16 protein-coding genes are annotated in these 15,964 nt (G+C 72.3%); 6 read left to right on the top strand and 10 right to left on the bottom strand.

What is annotated here, in order from left to right:
- Positions 1 to 23: 23 nt before the first annotated feature.
- The gene (locus tag ABZ919_RS19475; protein ID WP_020940491.1) at positions 24 to 254 is read right to left on the bottom strand and encodes a DUF4287 domain-containing protein; all 231 of its coding nucleotides are present in this window, start codon (positions 252 to 254) and stop codon (positions 24 to 26) included.
- 99 nt (positions 255 to 353) lie between these two features.
- On the opposite strand from ABZ919_RS19475, the gene ABZ919_RS19480 reads away from it, so the two are divergent.
- A complete protein-coding gene (locus ABZ919_RS19480) occupies positions 354 to 665 on the top strand; it encodes a hypothetical protein (RefSeq protein ID WP_361249053.1) in 312 nt (103 codons plus the stop codon).
- A gap of 91 nt (positions 666 to 756) precedes the next feature.
- Here ABZ919_RS19480 and ABZ919_RS19485 read toward each other — a convergent pair whose 3' ends face one another.
- The 3 genes from ABZ919_RS19485 to ABZ919_RS19495 all read right to left on the bottom strand — a co-directional run bounded on the left by ABZ919_RS19485 (position 757) and on the right by ABZ919_RS19495 (position 4,219).
- Complete coding sequence (locus tag ABZ919_RS19485; RefSeq protein ID WP_361249236.1) at positions 757 to 1,533, bottom strand: hypothetical protein; 777 nt, start codon at positions 1,531 to 1,533, stop codon at positions 757 to 759.
- Positions 1,534 to 1,825: 292 nt separating this feature from the next.
- A complete protein-coding gene (locus ABZ919_RS19490; RefSeq protein WP_361249056.1) occupies positions 1,826 to 3,043 on the bottom strand; it encodes an acetyl-CoA C-acetyltransferase in 1,218 nt (405 codons plus the stop codon).
- Between the two features lie 156 nt (positions 3,044 to 3,199).
- Entirely contained in the window at positions 3,200 to 4,219 is a 1,020-nt protein-coding gene (locus tag ABZ919_RS19495) for an SGNH/GDSL hydrolase family protein (protein ID WP_361249059.1), read from the bottom strand.
- A 161-nt stretch (positions 4,220 to 4,380) separates the two neighbouring features.
- Between ABZ919_RS19495 and ABZ919_RS19500 the strand changes: the two genes are divergently transcribed.
- A complete protein-coding gene (locus ABZ919_RS19500; protein WP_361249062.1) occupies positions 4,381 to 5,772 on the top strand; it encodes a cystathionine beta-synthase in 1,392 nt (463 codons plus the stop codon).
- A 495-nt stretch (positions 5,773 to 6,267) separates the two neighbouring features.
- On the opposite strand, the gene ABZ919_RS19505 is transcribed toward ABZ919_RS19500, so the two are convergent.
- Complete coding sequence (locus ABZ919_RS19505; protein ID WP_361249065.1) at positions 6,268 to 6,711, bottom strand: hypothetical protein; 444 nt, start codon at positions 6,709 to 6,711, stop codon at positions 6,268 to 6,270.
- A gap of 182 nt (positions 6,712 to 6,893) precedes the next feature.
- Here ABZ919_RS19505 and ABZ919_RS19510 point away from each other — a divergent pair, with 182 nt between their 5' ends.
- Positions 6,894 to 7,751: a MurR/RpiR family transcriptional regulator gene (locus ABZ919_RS19510; RefSeq protein ID WP_361249068.1), complete on the top strand. Its 858-nt coding sequence runs from the start codon at positions 6,894 to 6,896 to the stop codon at positions 7,749 to 7,751.
- Between the two features lie 105 nt (positions 7,752 to 7,856).
- Here the strand turns inward: ABZ919_RS19510 and ABZ919_RS19515 are convergent, their stop codons facing one another.
- The 5 genes from ABZ919_RS19515 to ABZ919_RS19535 all read right to left on the bottom strand — a co-directional run bounded on the left by ABZ919_RS19515 (position 7,857) and on the right by ABZ919_RS19535 (position 11,551).
- Complete coding sequence (locus tag ABZ919_RS19515) at positions 7,857 to 8,231, bottom strand: hypothetical protein (RefSeq protein ID WP_061919232.1); 375 nt, start codon at positions 8,229 to 8,231, stop codon at positions 7,857 to 7,859.
- Between the two features lie 20 nt (positions 8,232 to 8,251).
- Positions 8,252 to 8,755 (bottom strand): roadblock/LC7 domain-containing protein, encoded by a 504-nt coding sequence (locus ABZ919_RS19520; RefSeq protein ID WP_361249071.1) that lies wholly within the window; start codon positions 8,753 to 8,755, stop codon positions 8,252 to 8,254.
- 31 nt (positions 8,756 to 8,786) lie between these two features.
- Positions 8,787 to 9,578: a transcriptional regulator gene (locus ABZ919_RS19525; RefSeq protein ID WP_361249074.1), complete on the bottom strand. Its 792-nt coding sequence runs from the start codon at positions 9,576 to 9,578 to the stop codon at positions 8,787 to 8,789.
- Positions 9,575 to 9,958: a hypothetical protein gene (locus ABZ919_RS19530; RefSeq protein WP_361249077.1), complete on the bottom strand. Its 384-nt coding sequence runs from the start codon at positions 9,956 to 9,958 to the stop codon at positions 9,575 to 9,577. Before ABZ919_RS19530 ends, ABZ919_RS19525 begins: the two co-directional genes overlap by 4 nt.
- A 180-nt stretch (positions 9,959 to 10,138) precedes the next feature.
- Entirely contained in the window at positions 10,139 to 11,551 is a 1,413-nt protein-coding gene (locus ABZ919_RS19535; RefSeq protein WP_361249239.1) for a diaminopimelate decarboxylase, read from the bottom strand.
- Between the two features lie 180 nt (positions 11,552 to 11,731).
- Between ABZ919_RS19535 and hutU the strand changes: the two genes are divergently transcribed.
- The 3 genes from hutU to ABZ919_RS19550 are packed head-to-tail and all read left to right on the top strand — an operon-like array spanning position 11,732 to position 15,944.
- A complete protein-coding gene (gene hutU, locus ABZ919_RS19540; protein WP_361249080.1) occupies positions 11,732 to 13,396 on the top strand; it encodes a urocanate hydratase in 1,665 nt (554 codons plus the stop codon).
- Positions 13,393 to 14,610: an allantoate amidohydrolase gene (locus ABZ919_RS19545; RefSeq protein ID WP_361249083.1), complete on the top strand. Its 1,218-nt coding sequence runs from the start codon at positions 13,393 to 13,395 to the stop codon at positions 14,608 to 14,610. The genes hutU and ABZ919_RS19545 overlap by 4 nt, the downstream gene beginning before the upstream one ends.
- Positions 14,607 to 15,944 carry a formimidoylglutamate deiminase gene (locus ABZ919_RS19550; RefSeq protein WP_361249086.1) on the top strand — a complete coding sequence of 446 codons (1,338 nt, stop codon included), beginning with the start codon at positions 14,607 to 14,609 and terminating at the stop codon, positions 15,942 to 15,944. The genes ABZ919_RS19545 and ABZ919_RS19550 overlap by 4 nt, the downstream gene beginning before the upstream one ends.
- Positions 15,945 to 15,964 lie beyond the last annotated feature (20 nt).

Raw genomic sequence — 15,964 nt, forward strand, 5'->3', positions numbered from 1 at the left:
TCCGCTCCGGGGCCCTTTCGCGTCTAGAGCAGCTTGCGCGCTGCCCTCCTCAGGTCGTACTCGTGGACGATCGCCTTCGCGTGGCCGTACGCGAGGTCGTACTCGTGCCGGAGCCAGCTGACCTTCTCCTCGAAGCGGAACAGGGCGGGGCCTTCTTCTACGGTGCGCAGCCAGTCGGATACTTCACGACCGGTGCAGTGGGGGATGCGGGCGAGCAGGTTGCGGTGGGTCTCCTCCGAGAAGAGCTGGGACATCGGCGCCTCCGAACGCAAAGGGGATGTAAGCCGGTCCTTCACGTCACCGTGCCTGAGCGTTCGCGTATTGGCAACAGTGCGGCGCGTTACGCTCGGCGCGTGGTTGATACGACGCCCTTGACCCAAGCAGTGGATCACTTCGCCGACCGGTTGCGGGCCGCTCCCCAGAGCCGGCTGCAACGGGGTGCCGCGGCTGAGGCCTTGGCCCTGGCGAGGGAGCTTTCCCGCCGGGCCCAGTTGCTGGAGGACCCTGGGGCCGAGCCCCGGGTGATGCCGGATGCGGGGATGTTCGCCGCGGCTGACCAGATCCTTGTCGCCGCGCACGACTTGGCGACGGTGTTGACCAGTGAGACCGAGGTCGCCGAGGCGGTGAAGGCGGTCGAGGAGGCGCGGGGGAAGGCGGGAGTGTGAGGCGCGTCGGCGGCCCACGGTGCGCTGTGGCCGGTCGCATGGTTCCCCGCGCGCCTGGGAGGCTGGTGCCTGCCCCCGTTGCGAGCCACCGTCAGAGGGACGCTATGACGCGGTCGGCCAGGATGTAGACCATGTCCGCGCCGCAGGCGAAGGTGAGGGTGTAGGCGCCGGAGATGCCGGAGCCGCCCAGGAGGTACGGGGCCTCGCCCGACTCCACCGCCGCCGCCAGGCGTTCGGCGGTCTCGCGGTGGCCCGGGGTCATGCACAGGGTGGTGCCGTCGGCGAAGACGTAGACGTCGAGGGTGCCGAGCGGCCCCGGGCGGACGTCGGAGAGCTCGACGCGTTCGTCGGCCAGCTGCTCCAGGGCGGTCACGGTGCGCTCGTGGTCGTTCACGGCCGGCGACTGCACCGGGACGAAGTCAGGGTGCGAGGGGTGACGGCGGCGGGCCGCGGCCAGCTCCGGGGACTCCCCGGTGAACTCGTCGGCCTCGGTGGTGGGCTCGGACACCGGCTCCAGACCGGCGAAGTCGCTCTGCCGGGGCAGGAACAGGTCGGCGTCGGACAGACCGAGCAGGGTCGGGGTGTCGGAGGCGTCACGTGCCTCCTGTGCGGCCCAGAACGCACGCGCCTCGGCCAGCTCCCGCTCCCGCTCCTCGGCGAGCGCCTCGGCGACGGCTGCGCGTATCTGCTCGGACGCGTCCGGGTTGCTGCGGGCATGCGGCAGCAGCGCACGCATGGCGGCCGACTGGTTCTCGGCGAGCTGGGTCTGCAGCTCGGCCAGCTGTCGGCGCAGCTTCAGGACGGTGCGCAGGACGGCGACACCCACGGCGCCGGTGGCTGCCGTGGTGAGCAGCAGGGCGATCGGCATGGCGCTCACTGACATACTCCCGGTTCAAAGTCGACCCCCGACTTCCTACATCAGCTTGAAGGGCGGACTATCCAGCTGTCAGTGCGTAACGTCACGAAACGGACAGGACTTTGCGTTCGTGATGTTGTCACGCACCGCGCTGACCTGCGTTGACCTGCACTGATGTGTCCGGCGGGCGAGATAGGTCACATCCTGGGGGAGATTGGATCACGAAAAGGCCCGGAACCGTGGAGTTTCCTCGGTTCCGGGCCGATTCCCGACGTTACGTGCCTGCGCCGCTACGGACGGTGGGTCAGCTGAGGCGCTCGACGACCATCGCCATGCCCTGGCCGCCGCCGACACACATCGTCTCGAGGCCGAACTGCTTGTCGTGCCACTGCAGGGAGTTGATGAGCGTGCCGGTGATGCGGGCGCCGGTCATGCCGAAGGGGTGGCCGACGGCGATGGCGCCGCCGTTGACGTTCAGCTTGTCGATGTCGATGCCGAGGTCGCGGTAGGAGGGGATCACCTGGGCGGCGAAGGCCTCGTTGATCTCGACCAGGTCGATGTCGTCGATGGTGAGGCCGGCGCGCCGCAGGGCCTGCTGGCTGGCCTCGACCGGGCCGAGACCCATGATCTCGGGGGAGAGGCCGGAGACGCCGGTGGACACGATCCGGGCCAGCGGGGTCAGGCCCAGCTCGCGGGCCTTGGTGTCGCTCATGATGACGACGGCCGCGGCGCCGTCGTTGAGCGGGCAGCAGTTGCCGGCGGTGACCAGGCCGTCCGGGCGGAAGACCGGCTTGAGGCCCGCGACGCCCTCCACGGTGACACCGGCGCGCGGGCCGTCGTCCTTGCTGACGACCGTGCCGTCGGGGAGGGTCACCGGGGTGATCTCGCGCTCCCAGAAGCCGTTCTTGATGGCTTCCTCGGCGAGGTTCTGCGAGCGGACGCCGAACTCGTCCATCTCCTGGCGGGTGATGCCCTTGGCGCGGGCCAGGTTCTCGGCGGTCTGGCCCATCGCGATGTACGGGTCGGGCAGCAGGCCGTCCTCGCGCGGGTCGTGCCAGGTCGAGCCGGTCGACTCGGCGGTGGCCACCGTACGGGCCTCGGCCTCGGCGAACAGCGGGTTGTGCGTGCCGGGCATGTCGGAGCTGCCGTTGGCGTAGCGGGAGACCATCTCGACACCGGCCGAGATGAAGACGTCGCCCTCGCCGGCCTTGATGGCGTGCAGGGCCATGCGGGAGGTCTGCAGGGACGAGGAGCAGTACCGGGTGATCGTGCAGCCGGGCAGGTGGTCCATGCCCATCTGCACGGCGACGATGCGGCCGAGGTTGTGGCCCTGCTCGCCGCCGGGCAGGCCGCAGCCGAGCATCAGGTCGTCGATGTCCCTGGGGTCCAGCTCGGGGACCTTGGCGAGGGCGGCCTGGATGATCGTGGCGGTCAGGTCGTCGGGGCGCAGGTCCTTGAGGGAGCCCTTGACGGCGCGGCCGATGGGGGAGCGGGCGGTCGAGACGATGACGGCTTCGGGCATCACGGCTCCAGTGAACAGTTCTTCGGGCAGGGCTGGTTGGAAGTTACCGCTACGTATGGGTCAGGTCACCCGTGTCGGGGTGTGACACAGACCGCAATTTACTAAGCGCTTGCTTGGCTCCACTCGGCCCGTCGCCCGGCGCAGCGCCCAGGCGGGTCACACGGACGGACGGGCGGGCTCGGCTTCCGGCACCCGCCGCCGGCGCCTGCGCTTGAGCAGCGCCCACGGCCCCCGCGGCCCCGTCGGCATCGCCGCCGTCACCTCGGTACCGGCTTCGGACGCCGCCTCGGCGGCCGCGCGCGCGACCGGCAGGAAGCCCTCGCGCCGTGTCACGTCCGGCCGTTCCTCCTCCGCCGGCCACAGGCCCAGCGCCGCGCACACCGTGGGCAGGACGGCCATCGCGGCCGTCGCGTAGCCCTCCGCCGAGGGGTGGTAGTTGTCCGGCCCGAACAGCTCCCGTGGGTTCGCCTCGAACTCCGGGCCCAGCAGATCCCCCAGCGACACCGTGCGGCCGCCCTGCTCGACGGCCCCGATCGTCTGCGCCGCCGCCAGCTGCCGGGAGGCCCGCCGGGCCAGCCAGCGCAGCGGCTGCTGCACCGGCTCGATGGTGCCGAGGTCCGGGCAGGTGCCGACCACCACCTCCGCACCGGCCGTGCGCAGCCGCCGTACCGCGGCCGACAGATGCCGTACAGAACGGGTCGGCGGCATGCGGTGCGTCACGTCGTTCGCACCGATCATGATCACGCAGACGTCCGGGACGGGAGTGGACGCGGAGAGGACCAGGGCCACCTGACGGTCCAGGTCGTCGGACTGGGCGCCCGGAGACGCGACGTTCCGCAGGTGCACCGGACGTTCCGCCACCGCCGCCAGGCCCGACGCCAGCAGCGCGCCCGGCGTCTGGCCCGACCGGTGCACGCCCTGCCCGGCCGCGGTGGAGTCGCCGAGCATGGTCAGCCGGAGAGGCGGTTCGCCGGGGACGTCGTACGCGTGGCCGTACACGCCGTCGGCGACCGGGACCCGGCCGCCGCTGCCGTTGCCCACATGGCGCCGGGCCAGGTGCACCTCCGCCAGCAGCAGTCCGACCGCTGCCGCGCCGATCAGCCCGACCCCGCCGCCGCCGTACGCCGCTCCGGCCGCGATGCGCCGGGCCACTCTCGCCCTCGACATGTTCGTCATGCGTCGCCGCCACCTCCTCGTAGCCGTACACCCACTCCTTGCCCCGTACGGACCGTGCGCCAATCTCAACGGGGAGTGAACGGCCCGTCCCAGGCGCACGGCTGGCCTTAGGCTGGCGGCACCACTACGAACAGTTCTTTTTGCAGCGACCGGAGACAACGGTGCAATTCCACGACTCGATGATCAGCCTCGTCGGCAACACCCCGCTGGTGCGGCTCAACAACGTGACCAAGGGCATCCAGGCCACCGTCCTGGCCAAGGTGGAGTACTTCAACCCGGGCGGCTCCGTGAAGGACCGCATCGCCCTGCGCATGATCGAGGCCGCCGAGCAGAGCGGGGAGCTGAAGCCGGGCGGCACGATCGTAGAGCCGACCAGCGGCAACACCGGTGTGGGGCTGGCCATCGTCGCCCAGCAGAAGGGCTACAAGTGCATCTTCGTCTGCCCCGACAAGGTCTCCACCGACAAGATCAACGTGCTGCGCGCGTACGGCGCGGAAGTGGTCGTCTGCCCCACCGCCGTGGCACCCGAGCACCCGGACTCGTACTACAACGTCTCCGACCGGCTCGTCCGTGAGACTCCGGGCGCGTGGAAGCCCGACCAGTACTCCAACCCCAACAACCCGCTCTCGCACTATCACTCGACCGGCCCCGAGCTGTGGGAGCAGACCGAGGGCAAGATCACCCACTTCGTGGCGGGCGTCGGTACGGGAGGGACCATCTCCGGCACCGGCCGCTATCTGAAGGACGCCAGCGACGGCAAGGTCAAGGTCGTCGGCGCGGACCCCGAGGGCTCCGTGTACTCGGGCGGCTCCGGGCGCCCCTACCTGGTCGAGGGCGTCGGCGAGGACTTCTGGCCGACCGCCTACGACCGGACCGTCGCCGACGAGATCGTCGCCGTGTCCGACAAGGACTCCTTCCAGATGACCCGCCGCCTCGCGAAGGAGGAGGGGCTGCTCGTCGGCGGCTCCTGCGGCATGGCCGTCGTGGCGGCGCTGCGCGTGGCCGAGCGGCTGGGCCCGGACGACGTGGTGGTCGTGCTGCTCCCGGACAGCGGGCGCGGCTACCTCAGCAAGATCTTCAACGACGAGTGGATGGCCGACTACGGCTTCCTGGAGGACGAGGGCCCCAGCGCCCGCGTCGCCGACGTCCTGAACGACAAGGCGGGCGGCACCATCCCGTCCCTGGTGCACATGCACCCGGAGGAGACCGTCGGCCAGGCCATCGAGGTGCTGCGCGAGTACGGCGTCTCGCAGATGCCGGTCGTCAAGCCGGGCGCCGGGCACCCGGACGTGATGGCCGCCGAGGTCGTCGGCTCCGTGGTGGAACGGGAGCTGCTGGACGCCCTGTTCAGCAAGCGGGCGTCGCTCGAGGACCCGCTGGAGAAGCACATGTCCGCCCCGCTGCCCCAGGTCGGTTCCGGCGAGCCGGTCGGCGACCTGATGTCCGTCCTCGGCTCGGCCGACGCGGCGATCGTCCTGGTCGAGGGCAAGCCCACCGGCGTGGTCAGCCGGCAGGACCTGCTGGCCTTCCTCGCCAAGGGCGGAAAGCAGTAGCGAACCGTCGGTGAACTGCGGGTTCACCCGCAGGGCTTGCGGTGAGACGGGGTTCGCGGAAGTGGTACGAGCGTGTCACGTGCGCGCAGCACCCGCTTAACACGGGTCCGGCACATTAGGGGGTGCCGGCAGGGACGGGAGCGGCTCCCCGTCCAGGCCGGCGCCGAACGGCGCCAAGGACCTCCGGAGCGGCTCCCGGACCTCCATGGACGCCACGGACGCGAGAAGCCCGGCCCTGACCCGGCCCGCGTCCTCCGCGGGGACCGCCGTCGTCCCGCCCCCCGGAAACGGGGGTGCGGCGGTCCCCGCGCAACTCTTCCGGCAGTGGATCGGCGAGCGGCGCCGGATTCCCGGCTCCCCGGCAGCGCAAGCCGCTCCGCCGTCTCCGGACCCGGTCCGGCAGGGACCGGCAGGGCCCGTCGCCGGGTGCCCCGCCTTCCCTCACACCGCTCGCCGAGGTCGTGGTCCTGCCGACCCGGCAGACGCGAACGCGGCTCAGTCCTGCCGGCCGGACCGTTCGCGGCGGCCGGTGAGCAGCTCCGGGTTGAGCCGTACCGCCTGGGCGAGGTTGACGCCGACGATGCCGAGCCAGGCGGCCACCGTCCCGGCCGTCCCCGCGATGCCTCCGGCCACGGCGGTCAGCGGGATCGCCAGGACCAGCGAGATGATCGCGAGCCCGAAGCGCTCCGGCCAGGAGTCGGTGTCCTTCGGGCGCCGGGCGCCGCGCGCGGTCGCCATCTGCTGCTCGGCCAGCTGGCGCCGCACCCGGCGGTCCACCACGTCGTCGATCCGCTGCTCGACCTTCTCCAGGAAGGAGTCGATCAGCGCGGAGTCGTAGTCGGTGCCCAGTTCGGCGTGCGCCCGCACGGTGGCGTCGAGTTCCTTACGCAGGTCCGGGTCCGTCCTCAGATCGCCGTCCGGCGAGTCCAGTGCGCTCATGGGCTCAACCCTAGGGAGCGCCCACGCCCCTGCGCACTGGGGACAACCCCCGGATCACGAGACGCCCCTTGTCCGGCTGTATAAGCTCATGCAGAGTTCTTAGTGACTGAATAGGCTATCCAGATTTCCGGCCCGTGACGGTACTCTCCCGGGTCCACGGACATCTGGAGGGGGAGCGCGTCATGAGCGTGGACAGGGACACGGTGGCGGACAACCCCGCCAACCGGCTGCAGGCGCTCTTCGAGGGCCACCGGCTCACGCCGACCCAGCGCCGGATCGCGCACAGCATGGTCCGGCGGGCCGCCGACGTGCCCTTCCTGTCCAGCGTGGAGCTGGCGGAGCTCGCCGGGGTCAGCCAGCCGTCGGTGACCCGGTTCGCCGTGGCTCTCGGCTTCGACGGCTATCCCGCGCTGCGCAGGCATCTGCGCGAGATCGTCCCCGTCGAACCGGCCGCCGAGACGGGCGCCTTCAACGAGTACCAGCAGGCCGTCGAGGCCGAGATCGAGAACCTCAGGCACCTCGCCGACCTGCTCGCCGACCCGCGCCCGGTGCAGCGGGCCGGGCGGATCCTGGCCGCCTCCCGGCCGCTGCCGGTGCTCGGCCTGCGCGCCGCCGCTTCCCAGGCGTACGGCTTCGCGTATTTCGCCGCCAAGGTCCACCCGGACGTCCGGCTCCTCAACGAGGGCGGCACGATGATTCAGGACCGGATCGACGCGGCCGTCCGCGCGGGCGCCTCCGCGCTGCTGTGCTTCGCGCTGCCCCGGCATCCGCGCGAGGTCGTCGACACCCTCGCCTACGCCAAGGACATGGGCCTGACGACCGTCACGGTCGCCGACTCCGCGTTCGCGCCGGTCGCCAAGCACTCCGATCTGCTGCTGCCGGCCGCCGTCGGCACCGGGCTCGCCTTCGACACCGCCTGTGCGCCGATGCTGCTCGGACGGGTGCTGCTGGAGGCGGTCTGCGACGACCTGCCGCAGGCACAGGCCCGGCTGGAGGAGTTCGACGCCAAGGCCGCCGCCCGGGGTCTCTTCGTGGAGTGAGTCCGGTGAGTGCGGGGCCTGCGCGGTACGGGTATCGCGGCCGGCGACGCGGCCCCGGACGGGGCCCGCCGCCGTACCGCGGCACTCGTCCGAGTCTCCGGGCGGCTAGACCTCCAGATCCTCCTCGATCTTCTTCAGCTGGTGCCGGGCCATCGCCAGGTTGGCCCGGCTCGCGTCCAGGACCAGGTAGAGGAACAGTCCGTTGCCGCCGCGGCTCTTGAGCAGGCGGATCAGGTGGTACTGGTCCGACAGGGTGATCAGGATGTCCTCGATGCCGCCCTTGAGGCCCAGCATCTCCATCGTGCGCATCTTGGCGCGGATCACGTCGGTGTTCCCCGCGGCGGCCACGTTCAGGTCGAAGCTCTTGCTGCCGCCCATCGTGCCCAGCGCCATCCCGCTGGTGTAGTCGACGAGCGCGACGCCGGTGGCACCCTCGATGGAGGTGAGCGCCTCTTTGAGTGCGGTCTCGGTGTTCGCCATGGTGGATCCTCTCGAATCGTTCAACTGTCGGTTGCGGTGCGCACTTCGGCGCTCGTGGTGCGGGTGGTACGGGTGCGGGTCGGTGGTGCCGGGCTGACCGCGCCCAGCGCCCTCCGGGCCGGGCGGGCGGCCCGGGCGGCGGCCTCGGCGGCGTCGAGCAGCTCCCCGATGCGGGCGCCGGAGCGGCGGCCCTCCAGGTGCAGCCGGCCGACGTTGACCCGGTCCTGGGCGAGCAGGGTCAGGACGGCGGTGCGGCCGGCCGCGTACGTGGCGACGTATCCGCGCTCGCCGCGCACCAGCAGTTCCCGGAAGCCGCCGTTCCCGGTGGCGTCGGCGACCCGCACGGCGACGCCGAGCGAGGCGGCGGTGAGCGCCGCGAGGCCCTCCGGGTCGACTCCGGGAGTGTCGTGGGCGACGACGAGACCGTCGACGCCGGCGGCCAGGGCGCCGGTGAGCTGCGGAACCCGGTTGCGCAACCGGTGCAGCTCGTCCAGGACGGCCTGGAGGTCCTTCTCGGACACCATCAGCTCTCTCCTCTCGGCGGGGCGGTGCCGTTCAAAGCGCCTCCAGCGCATCCCTGAGCCTCTTCAGCAGCGCGATGTCGGGGTCGGTGACCGGGGGCAGGGGCGGCGGCGGGGGTGGCGCGGTCACCGGGCCGAGGTGTCCGGCCGCCGCGAGCCGGCGTACGTCGACCAGCGTGTGGAAGGCCTGCCGGCCCAGGTTCCGGGCGATCGCGGTGGCCGTGCGGACGCCGTCCACGCGGTCCAGGACCGCCCGCTGCCGGGACGTGACCGGCGCGGTGGCGGCCGGGTCCGCGCGGATCAGCGGGGCGCTGTCGGCGGCCGGGTCGGGCCACAGCCGGTGCAGCAGCATCCGGCGGCGCAGTGTCTCGCGTTCCAGCGCGACGACCGGGACCGAGGGCAGCGGACCGATCCGGGGCGCGCGGTCGTAGCGGAAGCGGCCCGGGGCGCTGCTCGGTGCCAGTGCGAAGTACCCGGCGTCGTACAGCGCGTCCAGATGGCACAGCTCCAGCGCGCCGGCGGGCAACAGCCCGCACTCCAGCAGGAGTTCGGCGGCCTGCAGCGGGCCGGGGGTCCGGGCGGCGGCCCACTGCCAGGCGGTGGTCGCGAGGGTGCCGTGGGCCGTGAGGAGCACGTCGAGACCGGGGGCGAGCGGGCTCTCGGCGTGCACCACGCAGCCCTCGGCGAGATACAAGGTGCCGTGCTCGCGGACCAGGACACCGGTGGCCTGCTCCTCGGCGAGCCGGGTCAGCATCGGCGACAGCGCCCGGGTGGCCGACCTGCCCCGCACCGGCAGCGGCGGCGGAGGTGTCTGCACCGCGGTCATCCCAGCACCAGCCGGGCCGCCATCTCACCGAGCCGGATCCGGGCGAGCGCGAGGTTGCCCTCCTCGCGGTCCAGCCACAGGTGCAGGAAGACGCTGCTGTCGAACGACGTGTCCACGAACCGCAGCAGGTGGTAGCTGTCGCGGTTGCTGACGATCACGTCCTCGATGGGTGGCTGACCGTCCCCGTGGGCCGCGAAGGCGCCGTGCTCGGCGGCCATCCGGGCCAGTTCGGCGGACTCGGCCGCGGTCCTCTCGTGATCGCCGCCCGGCGCCTCCCCGACCGTGCCGAGCGCCAGTCCGCTCGTCCAGTCCACCAGCGCCGCGCCGCGGGCACCGGGCAACCGCATCGCTTCCAGCAGGCACTCGTCGATTCCGGGCACCGTGGCTCCCCTCCCACGCCTGGGTCTCCGGCTGAGTGACTGCGACACTACGCAACGTGTGCGCGAGGAGTGAGGCCTTTGGCATTTTCCGGTGGAACATGCGTCCGGCGTACTAGTGTGACCAACTGACCTCTACCCAGCGGGCGTTGGCCCATTTGTTCGAGGGGTGCCGGGGGTGCGTCAACGGCTTTCGGGGGCGCGCAGGGTGGTGAGCGCCGAGACGTGCGCTGCTCCCGACTCCGCCACCACCTCGGCGATGGTCTGCGGCTCCCGTGCGGTCGCGAAGGCGACGTCTCCCGAACCGTCCGGTGCGAAGCCGTAGATGCCGGGGCGGGCGAGGGAGTTGTAGGCGTAGTGGTGGGCGAAGTAGTACGCGCCGGTGTCCAGCGCGGCCGCGTAGTCGCCCTGCTCCAGCAGGGGCAGCGCGCGGCCCTCGGCCAGCAGGTCGCCCGAGAAACAGGCCGGCCCGGCCACGTCCTGCACCACCGCGGGCCCCGGCTTCGGCAGCCCCTCGGCGTCGTACGCGGTGATCCTGAGCGGCCACGCCCCCGGCGCGTACACGGTGCGCGTCGCGACCTGCACACCCGCGTGCGTCACCGCGATCCGCCGTCCGCCCGCGCTCTTGGCGTACTCCACCCGGGCCACCACCGTCCCGTGCTTGGCCAGCAGCGACCGCCCGAACTCGGTCACCAGCCCGTACCGCCCGTCGAACAGCCCCGGCACCTCCTCGGCCAGCAGCCGGGCGTAGCGCGCGTACGACGGTGCCGTCGCCTCGGCCGCGAAGTTCACCGGCAGTCCGCCGCCGATGTCGAGCGTGTCGATCTGCCGCCGCCCCGCACGGTCGTTGATCTCCTCGGCGAGCGCGTACGTCTCCGCCACGCCCCGCGCCAGCAGCGACAGCGGGATGCCCTGTGAACCGGTGTGCGCGTGCAGCCGGGTCAGCCACGGCCGGTCCAGGTATGCCCGTACGACCCACTCGCGCGCCCCCTCGTCGCGCAGCGCCACCCCGAACTTCGAGGTCTCCGTCGCCGTCGAGGTGGCTCCGATGGTGCCGCCGCCGACCTGCGGGTTGACCCGGATGCCGAGCGGAGAACGGCCGCGTGCGCCGGCGGTGCCTGCCGTGCCGTTCGCACCCTGGGGGCCGATCAGGGTGTCCAGGCGGTCCAGCTCCTGCGGGTTGTCGGCGTTCACCGCGATGCCCAGCGCGAGCGCCTCGCGCAGTTCCGCCGGTGTCTTGGCGGGCGAGTCCAGCACGGTCCGGGCGGCGGGCACCCCGGCCGTGCGGGCCAGCGCCAGCTCGCCCGGGCTCGCCACCTCGGCGCCGATGCCCGCCTCGTGCAGCAGCCGCAGCACCGGCACCAGCGGGGTCGCCTTGACCGCGAAGGCGTGCAGCACCGGCGTCCCGGGTGCCACGACCGCGTCGAACGCCGCCCGCAGCGCCGCCGCCGACTTGCGGATCCCGGTCACGTCCAGCAGCCCCACCACGGCCGCGTCCGGTCCGAGCAGTCCCTGCTGCACGGCGGCCCGCACCGCCTGGTCCCGCCGCCCGGCGCGCTCCCGCGCCTCGGCCGCCGCGGCCGCCTCGCCCTCGATGTCCCGCTCCAGATCCCGCTCCACGGAATCTCCCCTCGTGTCGCTGCCGGTCCGCGTGCCGTCCTCACGTACTTCCAGCCAAACACCGGCGGCGCGGACACGGGGTCGCCCCGATGTATTGACTAGTTCTATTCAGGAAGACAGGATGTGAATAGACGTAGTAACAGGAGGAGGCAGACGATGTCGGGACCCCGCCCCGTACGAGCACCGCGCGGCACGGAACTCAGCGCCCTGGGATGGCAGCAGGAAGCCGCTCTGCGCATGCTGCAGAACAACCTCGACCCGGAGGTCGCGGAGCACCCCGACAAGCTCGTCGTCTACGGCGGCACCGGCAAGGCCGCCCGTGACTGGCGTTCCTTCGACGCGATGGTCCGCACCCTGAGGACCCTCAAGCAGGACGAGACCATGCTGGTCCAGTCCGGCCGTCCGGTCGGTGTGATGCAGACCCACGAATGGGCCCCGCGCGTCCTCATCGCCAACTCCAACCTGGTCGGCGACTGGGCCAACTGGGAGGAGTTCCGCCGCCTGGAGGCCCTCGGCCTGACCATGTACGGCCAGATGACCGCCGGGTCCTGGATCTACATCGGCACCCAGGGCATCCTCCAGGGCACGTACGAGACCTTCGCCGCCGTCGCCGCGAAGAAGTTCAACGGCACCCTCGCCGGCACCATCACCCTGACCGCCGGCCTCGGCGGGATGGGCGGCGCCCAGCCCCTCGCCGTGACGATGAACGACGGCGTCGCCATCTGCATCGACTGCGACCCGCGCGCCATCGACCGGCGGATCGAGCACCGGTACCTCGACGTGAAGGCCGACTCGCTCGACCACGCGCTCCAGCTGGCGACCGAGGCCCGCGACGCCCGCCGCCCGCTGTCCATCGGCGTCCTCGGCAACGCCGCCGAGCTGGTCCCGCAGCTCCTCGCGATGAACGCGCCCATCGACATCGTCACCGACCAGACCTCCGCCCACGACCCGCTGTCCTACCTGCCGGTCGGCGTCGCCTTCGAGGACATGGCCGACGCCGCCGCCAAGGACCCGGCCGGCTTCACCACGCGGGCGCGCGAGTCCATGGCCAAGCACGTCGAGGCCATGGTCGGCTTCATGGACGCGGGCGCCGAGGTGTTCGACTACGGCAACTCGATCCGCGGTGAGGCCCAGCTGGCCGGGTACGACCGCGCCTTCGCCTTCCCCGGCTTCGTCCCGGCGTACATCCGCCCCCTCTTCTGTGAGGGCAAGGGCCCCTTCCGCTGGGCGGCCCTGTCCGGCGACCCCGCGGACATCGCCAAGACCGACAAGGCCATCCTGGAGCTGTTCCCGGAGAACGAGTCGCTGGCCCGCTGGATCAAGCTGGCCGGTGAGCGCGTCCACTTCCAGGGCCTGCCCGCCCGCATCTGCTGGCTCGGCTACGGCGAGCGCGACAAGGCCGGCGAGCGCTTCAACGACATGGTGGCCTCCGGCGAGCTGGCTGCCCCGCTGGCGATCGGCCGCGACCACCTGGACTGCGGCTCCGTCGCGTCGCCGTACCGCGAGACCGAGGCCATGCTCGACGGGTCCGACGCGATCGCCGACTGGCCGCTGCTGAACGCCATGGTGAACGTGGCCTCCGGCGCCTCGTGGGTGTCCATCCACCACGGCGGCGGCGTGGGCATGGGGCGGTCCATCCACGCCGGGCAGGTCACCGTGGCCGACGGTACGAAGCTGGGCGGCGAGAAGATCCGCCGCGTGCTGACGAACGACCCCGGCATGGGCGTCATCCGGCACGTGGACGCGGGTTACGACATCGCGGAGTCCGTGGCCGAGGAGCGCGGTGTCCGGGTGCCCATGCGCGAGGGTGACGACGCGTGAGTTTCCACAGCATGTGGGCGGAACTGCTGCCGATCGGCCGCAGTTCCGCCTCCGGCGGCCACCGGCGCTACGCGTGGACCGGTGCCGACGCCGAATGCCGTGCCTGGTTCAGGGAGCAGGCCGAGGCACGCGGGCTGGCCTACGAGGTGGACCGCAACGGCAACCAGTGGGCCTGGCTCGGTGACCCGGCCGCCGGCGACGCCGTGGTCACCGGGTCGCACCTCGACTCCGTGCCGGACGGCGGGGCCTTCGACGGGCCCCTCGGCGTGGTGTCCTCCTTCGCCGCGCTCGACGAGCTGCGCGGCAGGGACGTGCGGTTCGCCAGGCCGCTGGCCGTCGTCAACTTCGGTGACGAGGAAGGGGCCCGGTTCGGGCTCGCCTGCGTCGGGTCGCGGCTGACCGCCGGGCAGCTGACCGTCGAGCAGGCGCACCGGCTGACCGACGGGGACGGGATCACCCTCCCCCAGGCCATGGAGGCCGCCGGTCACGACCCCGAGGCCATCGGGGCCGACCCGGAGCGGCTGGCCCGGATCGGGGCCTTCGTCGAGCTGCACGTCGAACAGGGCCGCGCGCTGGACCTGTCCGGGGACCCGATCGGCATCGCCAGCGCCATCTGGCCGCACGGACGCTGGCGGTTCGACTTCCGGGGCGAGGCCAACCACGCCGGCACCACCCGGCTGGTGGACCGGCGCGACCCGATGCTGTCCTACGCCGAGACCGTGCTGGCCGCCCGCCGTGAGGCGGAACTCGCCGGTGCCGTCGCCACCTTCGGGAAGATCGCGGTGGAGCCGAACGGCGTCAACGCCATCCCCTCGCTGGTGCGCGGCTGGCTCGACTCCCGCGCCGCCGACCAGGACACCCTGGACACGCTCGTCGGGGGCGTGGAGAAGGCCGCCCGCGAGTACGCCGACGCCCACGGCGTCGATCTCGACGTCGTGCGGGAGTCCTTCACCCCGGTGGTGGAGTTCGACCACGCGTTGCGTGACGAACTCGGCCGCATCCTGGGCAAGGACACCGACCTGAGGGTGCCCGTCCTCGGGACCGGTGCCGGACACGACGCCGGAATCCTCTCCGGCAGCATTCCGACCGCCATGCTGTTCGTGCGCAACCCCACCGGTGTCTCGCACTCCCCGGCCGAGTTCGCCGCCGAGGACGACTGCGTGGCCGGGGTGCACGCGCTCGCCGACGTACTGGAAGGGCTGGCCTGCAGGTGACCAAGCGGACCTACTGGTTGGAGCACGCCTGGCTCGGCACGAGCGTCGAGCCGGGTGTGGTGCTGGAGGCAGAGGGCGGGCGGATCGGCGCGGTCCGCACCGGGACGCCCGCTCCGCCGCCCGGCGCCGAGGTGCTGCGCGGGCTCACCCTGCCCGGGCTCGCCAACGCCCACAGCCACGCCTTCCACCGGGCGCTGCGCGGCACCGTCCAGGTCGGCAGCGGCACCTTCTGGACCTGGCGCGAGGTGATGTACTCCGTCGCCGACCACCTGACCCCGGACACCTATCACGCCCTGGCGCGCGCGGTGTACGCCGAGATGGCCCTGGCCGGCATCACCTGTGTCGGCGAGTTCCACTACGTGCACCACGCGCCGGGCGGCACCCGCTACGCCGACCCCAACGCCATGGGCGAGGCGCTGATCGACGCCGCCGCCGAGGCCGGCATCCGGATCACCCTCCTGGACACCTGTTACCTGTCGTCCGGCTTCGGCGAGCCGCCCAACCACCACCAGCTGCGGTTCTCCGACGGCAGCGCGGAGGCGTGGGCCGAACGCTGTGCAGTTCTCAAGGAACGGGATCACGCACGGATCGGGGCGGCGATCCACTCCGTACGGGCCGTGCCCGCAGGGCAGTTGGCGACCGTGGCCGGGTGGGCCGGGGAGCGGCGGGCCCCGCTGCACGTGCACCTGTCGGAGCAGACCGCCGAGAACGACGCCTGCCTCGCCGCGCACGGCCGCACCCCCACCCGGCTGCTCGCCGACCACGGCGTCCTCGGGCCGCGCACCACCGGGGTGCACAACACCCATCTCACCGACGAGGACATCGCCCTGCTCGGCGGCTCCGGCACCGGCACCTGCATGTGCCCGACGACCGAGCGGGACCTGGCCGACGGCATCGGCCCGGCCGTGGCCCTGCAGCGAGCCGGCTCCCCGCTCTCCCTCGGCTCCGACAGCCACGCCGTCGTCGACCTGCTGGAAGAGGCGCGCGCGATGGAGCTGAACGAGCGGCTGCGCACCCGCACCCGGGGCCACTGGACGGCCGCCGCACTGCTGCGCGCGGCGTCGGCGGACGGGCATGCGGCCCTCGGCTGGCAGGACGCGGGCAGTCTGGAGACCGGTGCCCTCGCCGACTTCACGACGATCGCGCTCGACTCGGTCAGGACGGCGGGGCCGCTGCCGCGACTCGGCGCGGAGACGGCCGTATTCGCCGCCTCCGCGGCGGACGTGCGCCACACGGTCGTGGGCGGCCGCCATGTCGTACGAGACGGCGCCCATGCCCTCGTGCCCGACGTGCCGTCGGAACTCGCGGCCGCCGTCGAAGCCCTCCGCGGCTGAACCCCAACGTCACCCCTGAG

The sequence above is a fragment of the Streptomyces sp. NPDC046759 genome, from assembly GCF_040645475.1.
In the GTDB taxonomy this organism is placed as follows: Bacteria; Actinomycetota; Actinomycetes; order Streptomycetales; family Streptomycetaceae; genus Streptomyces.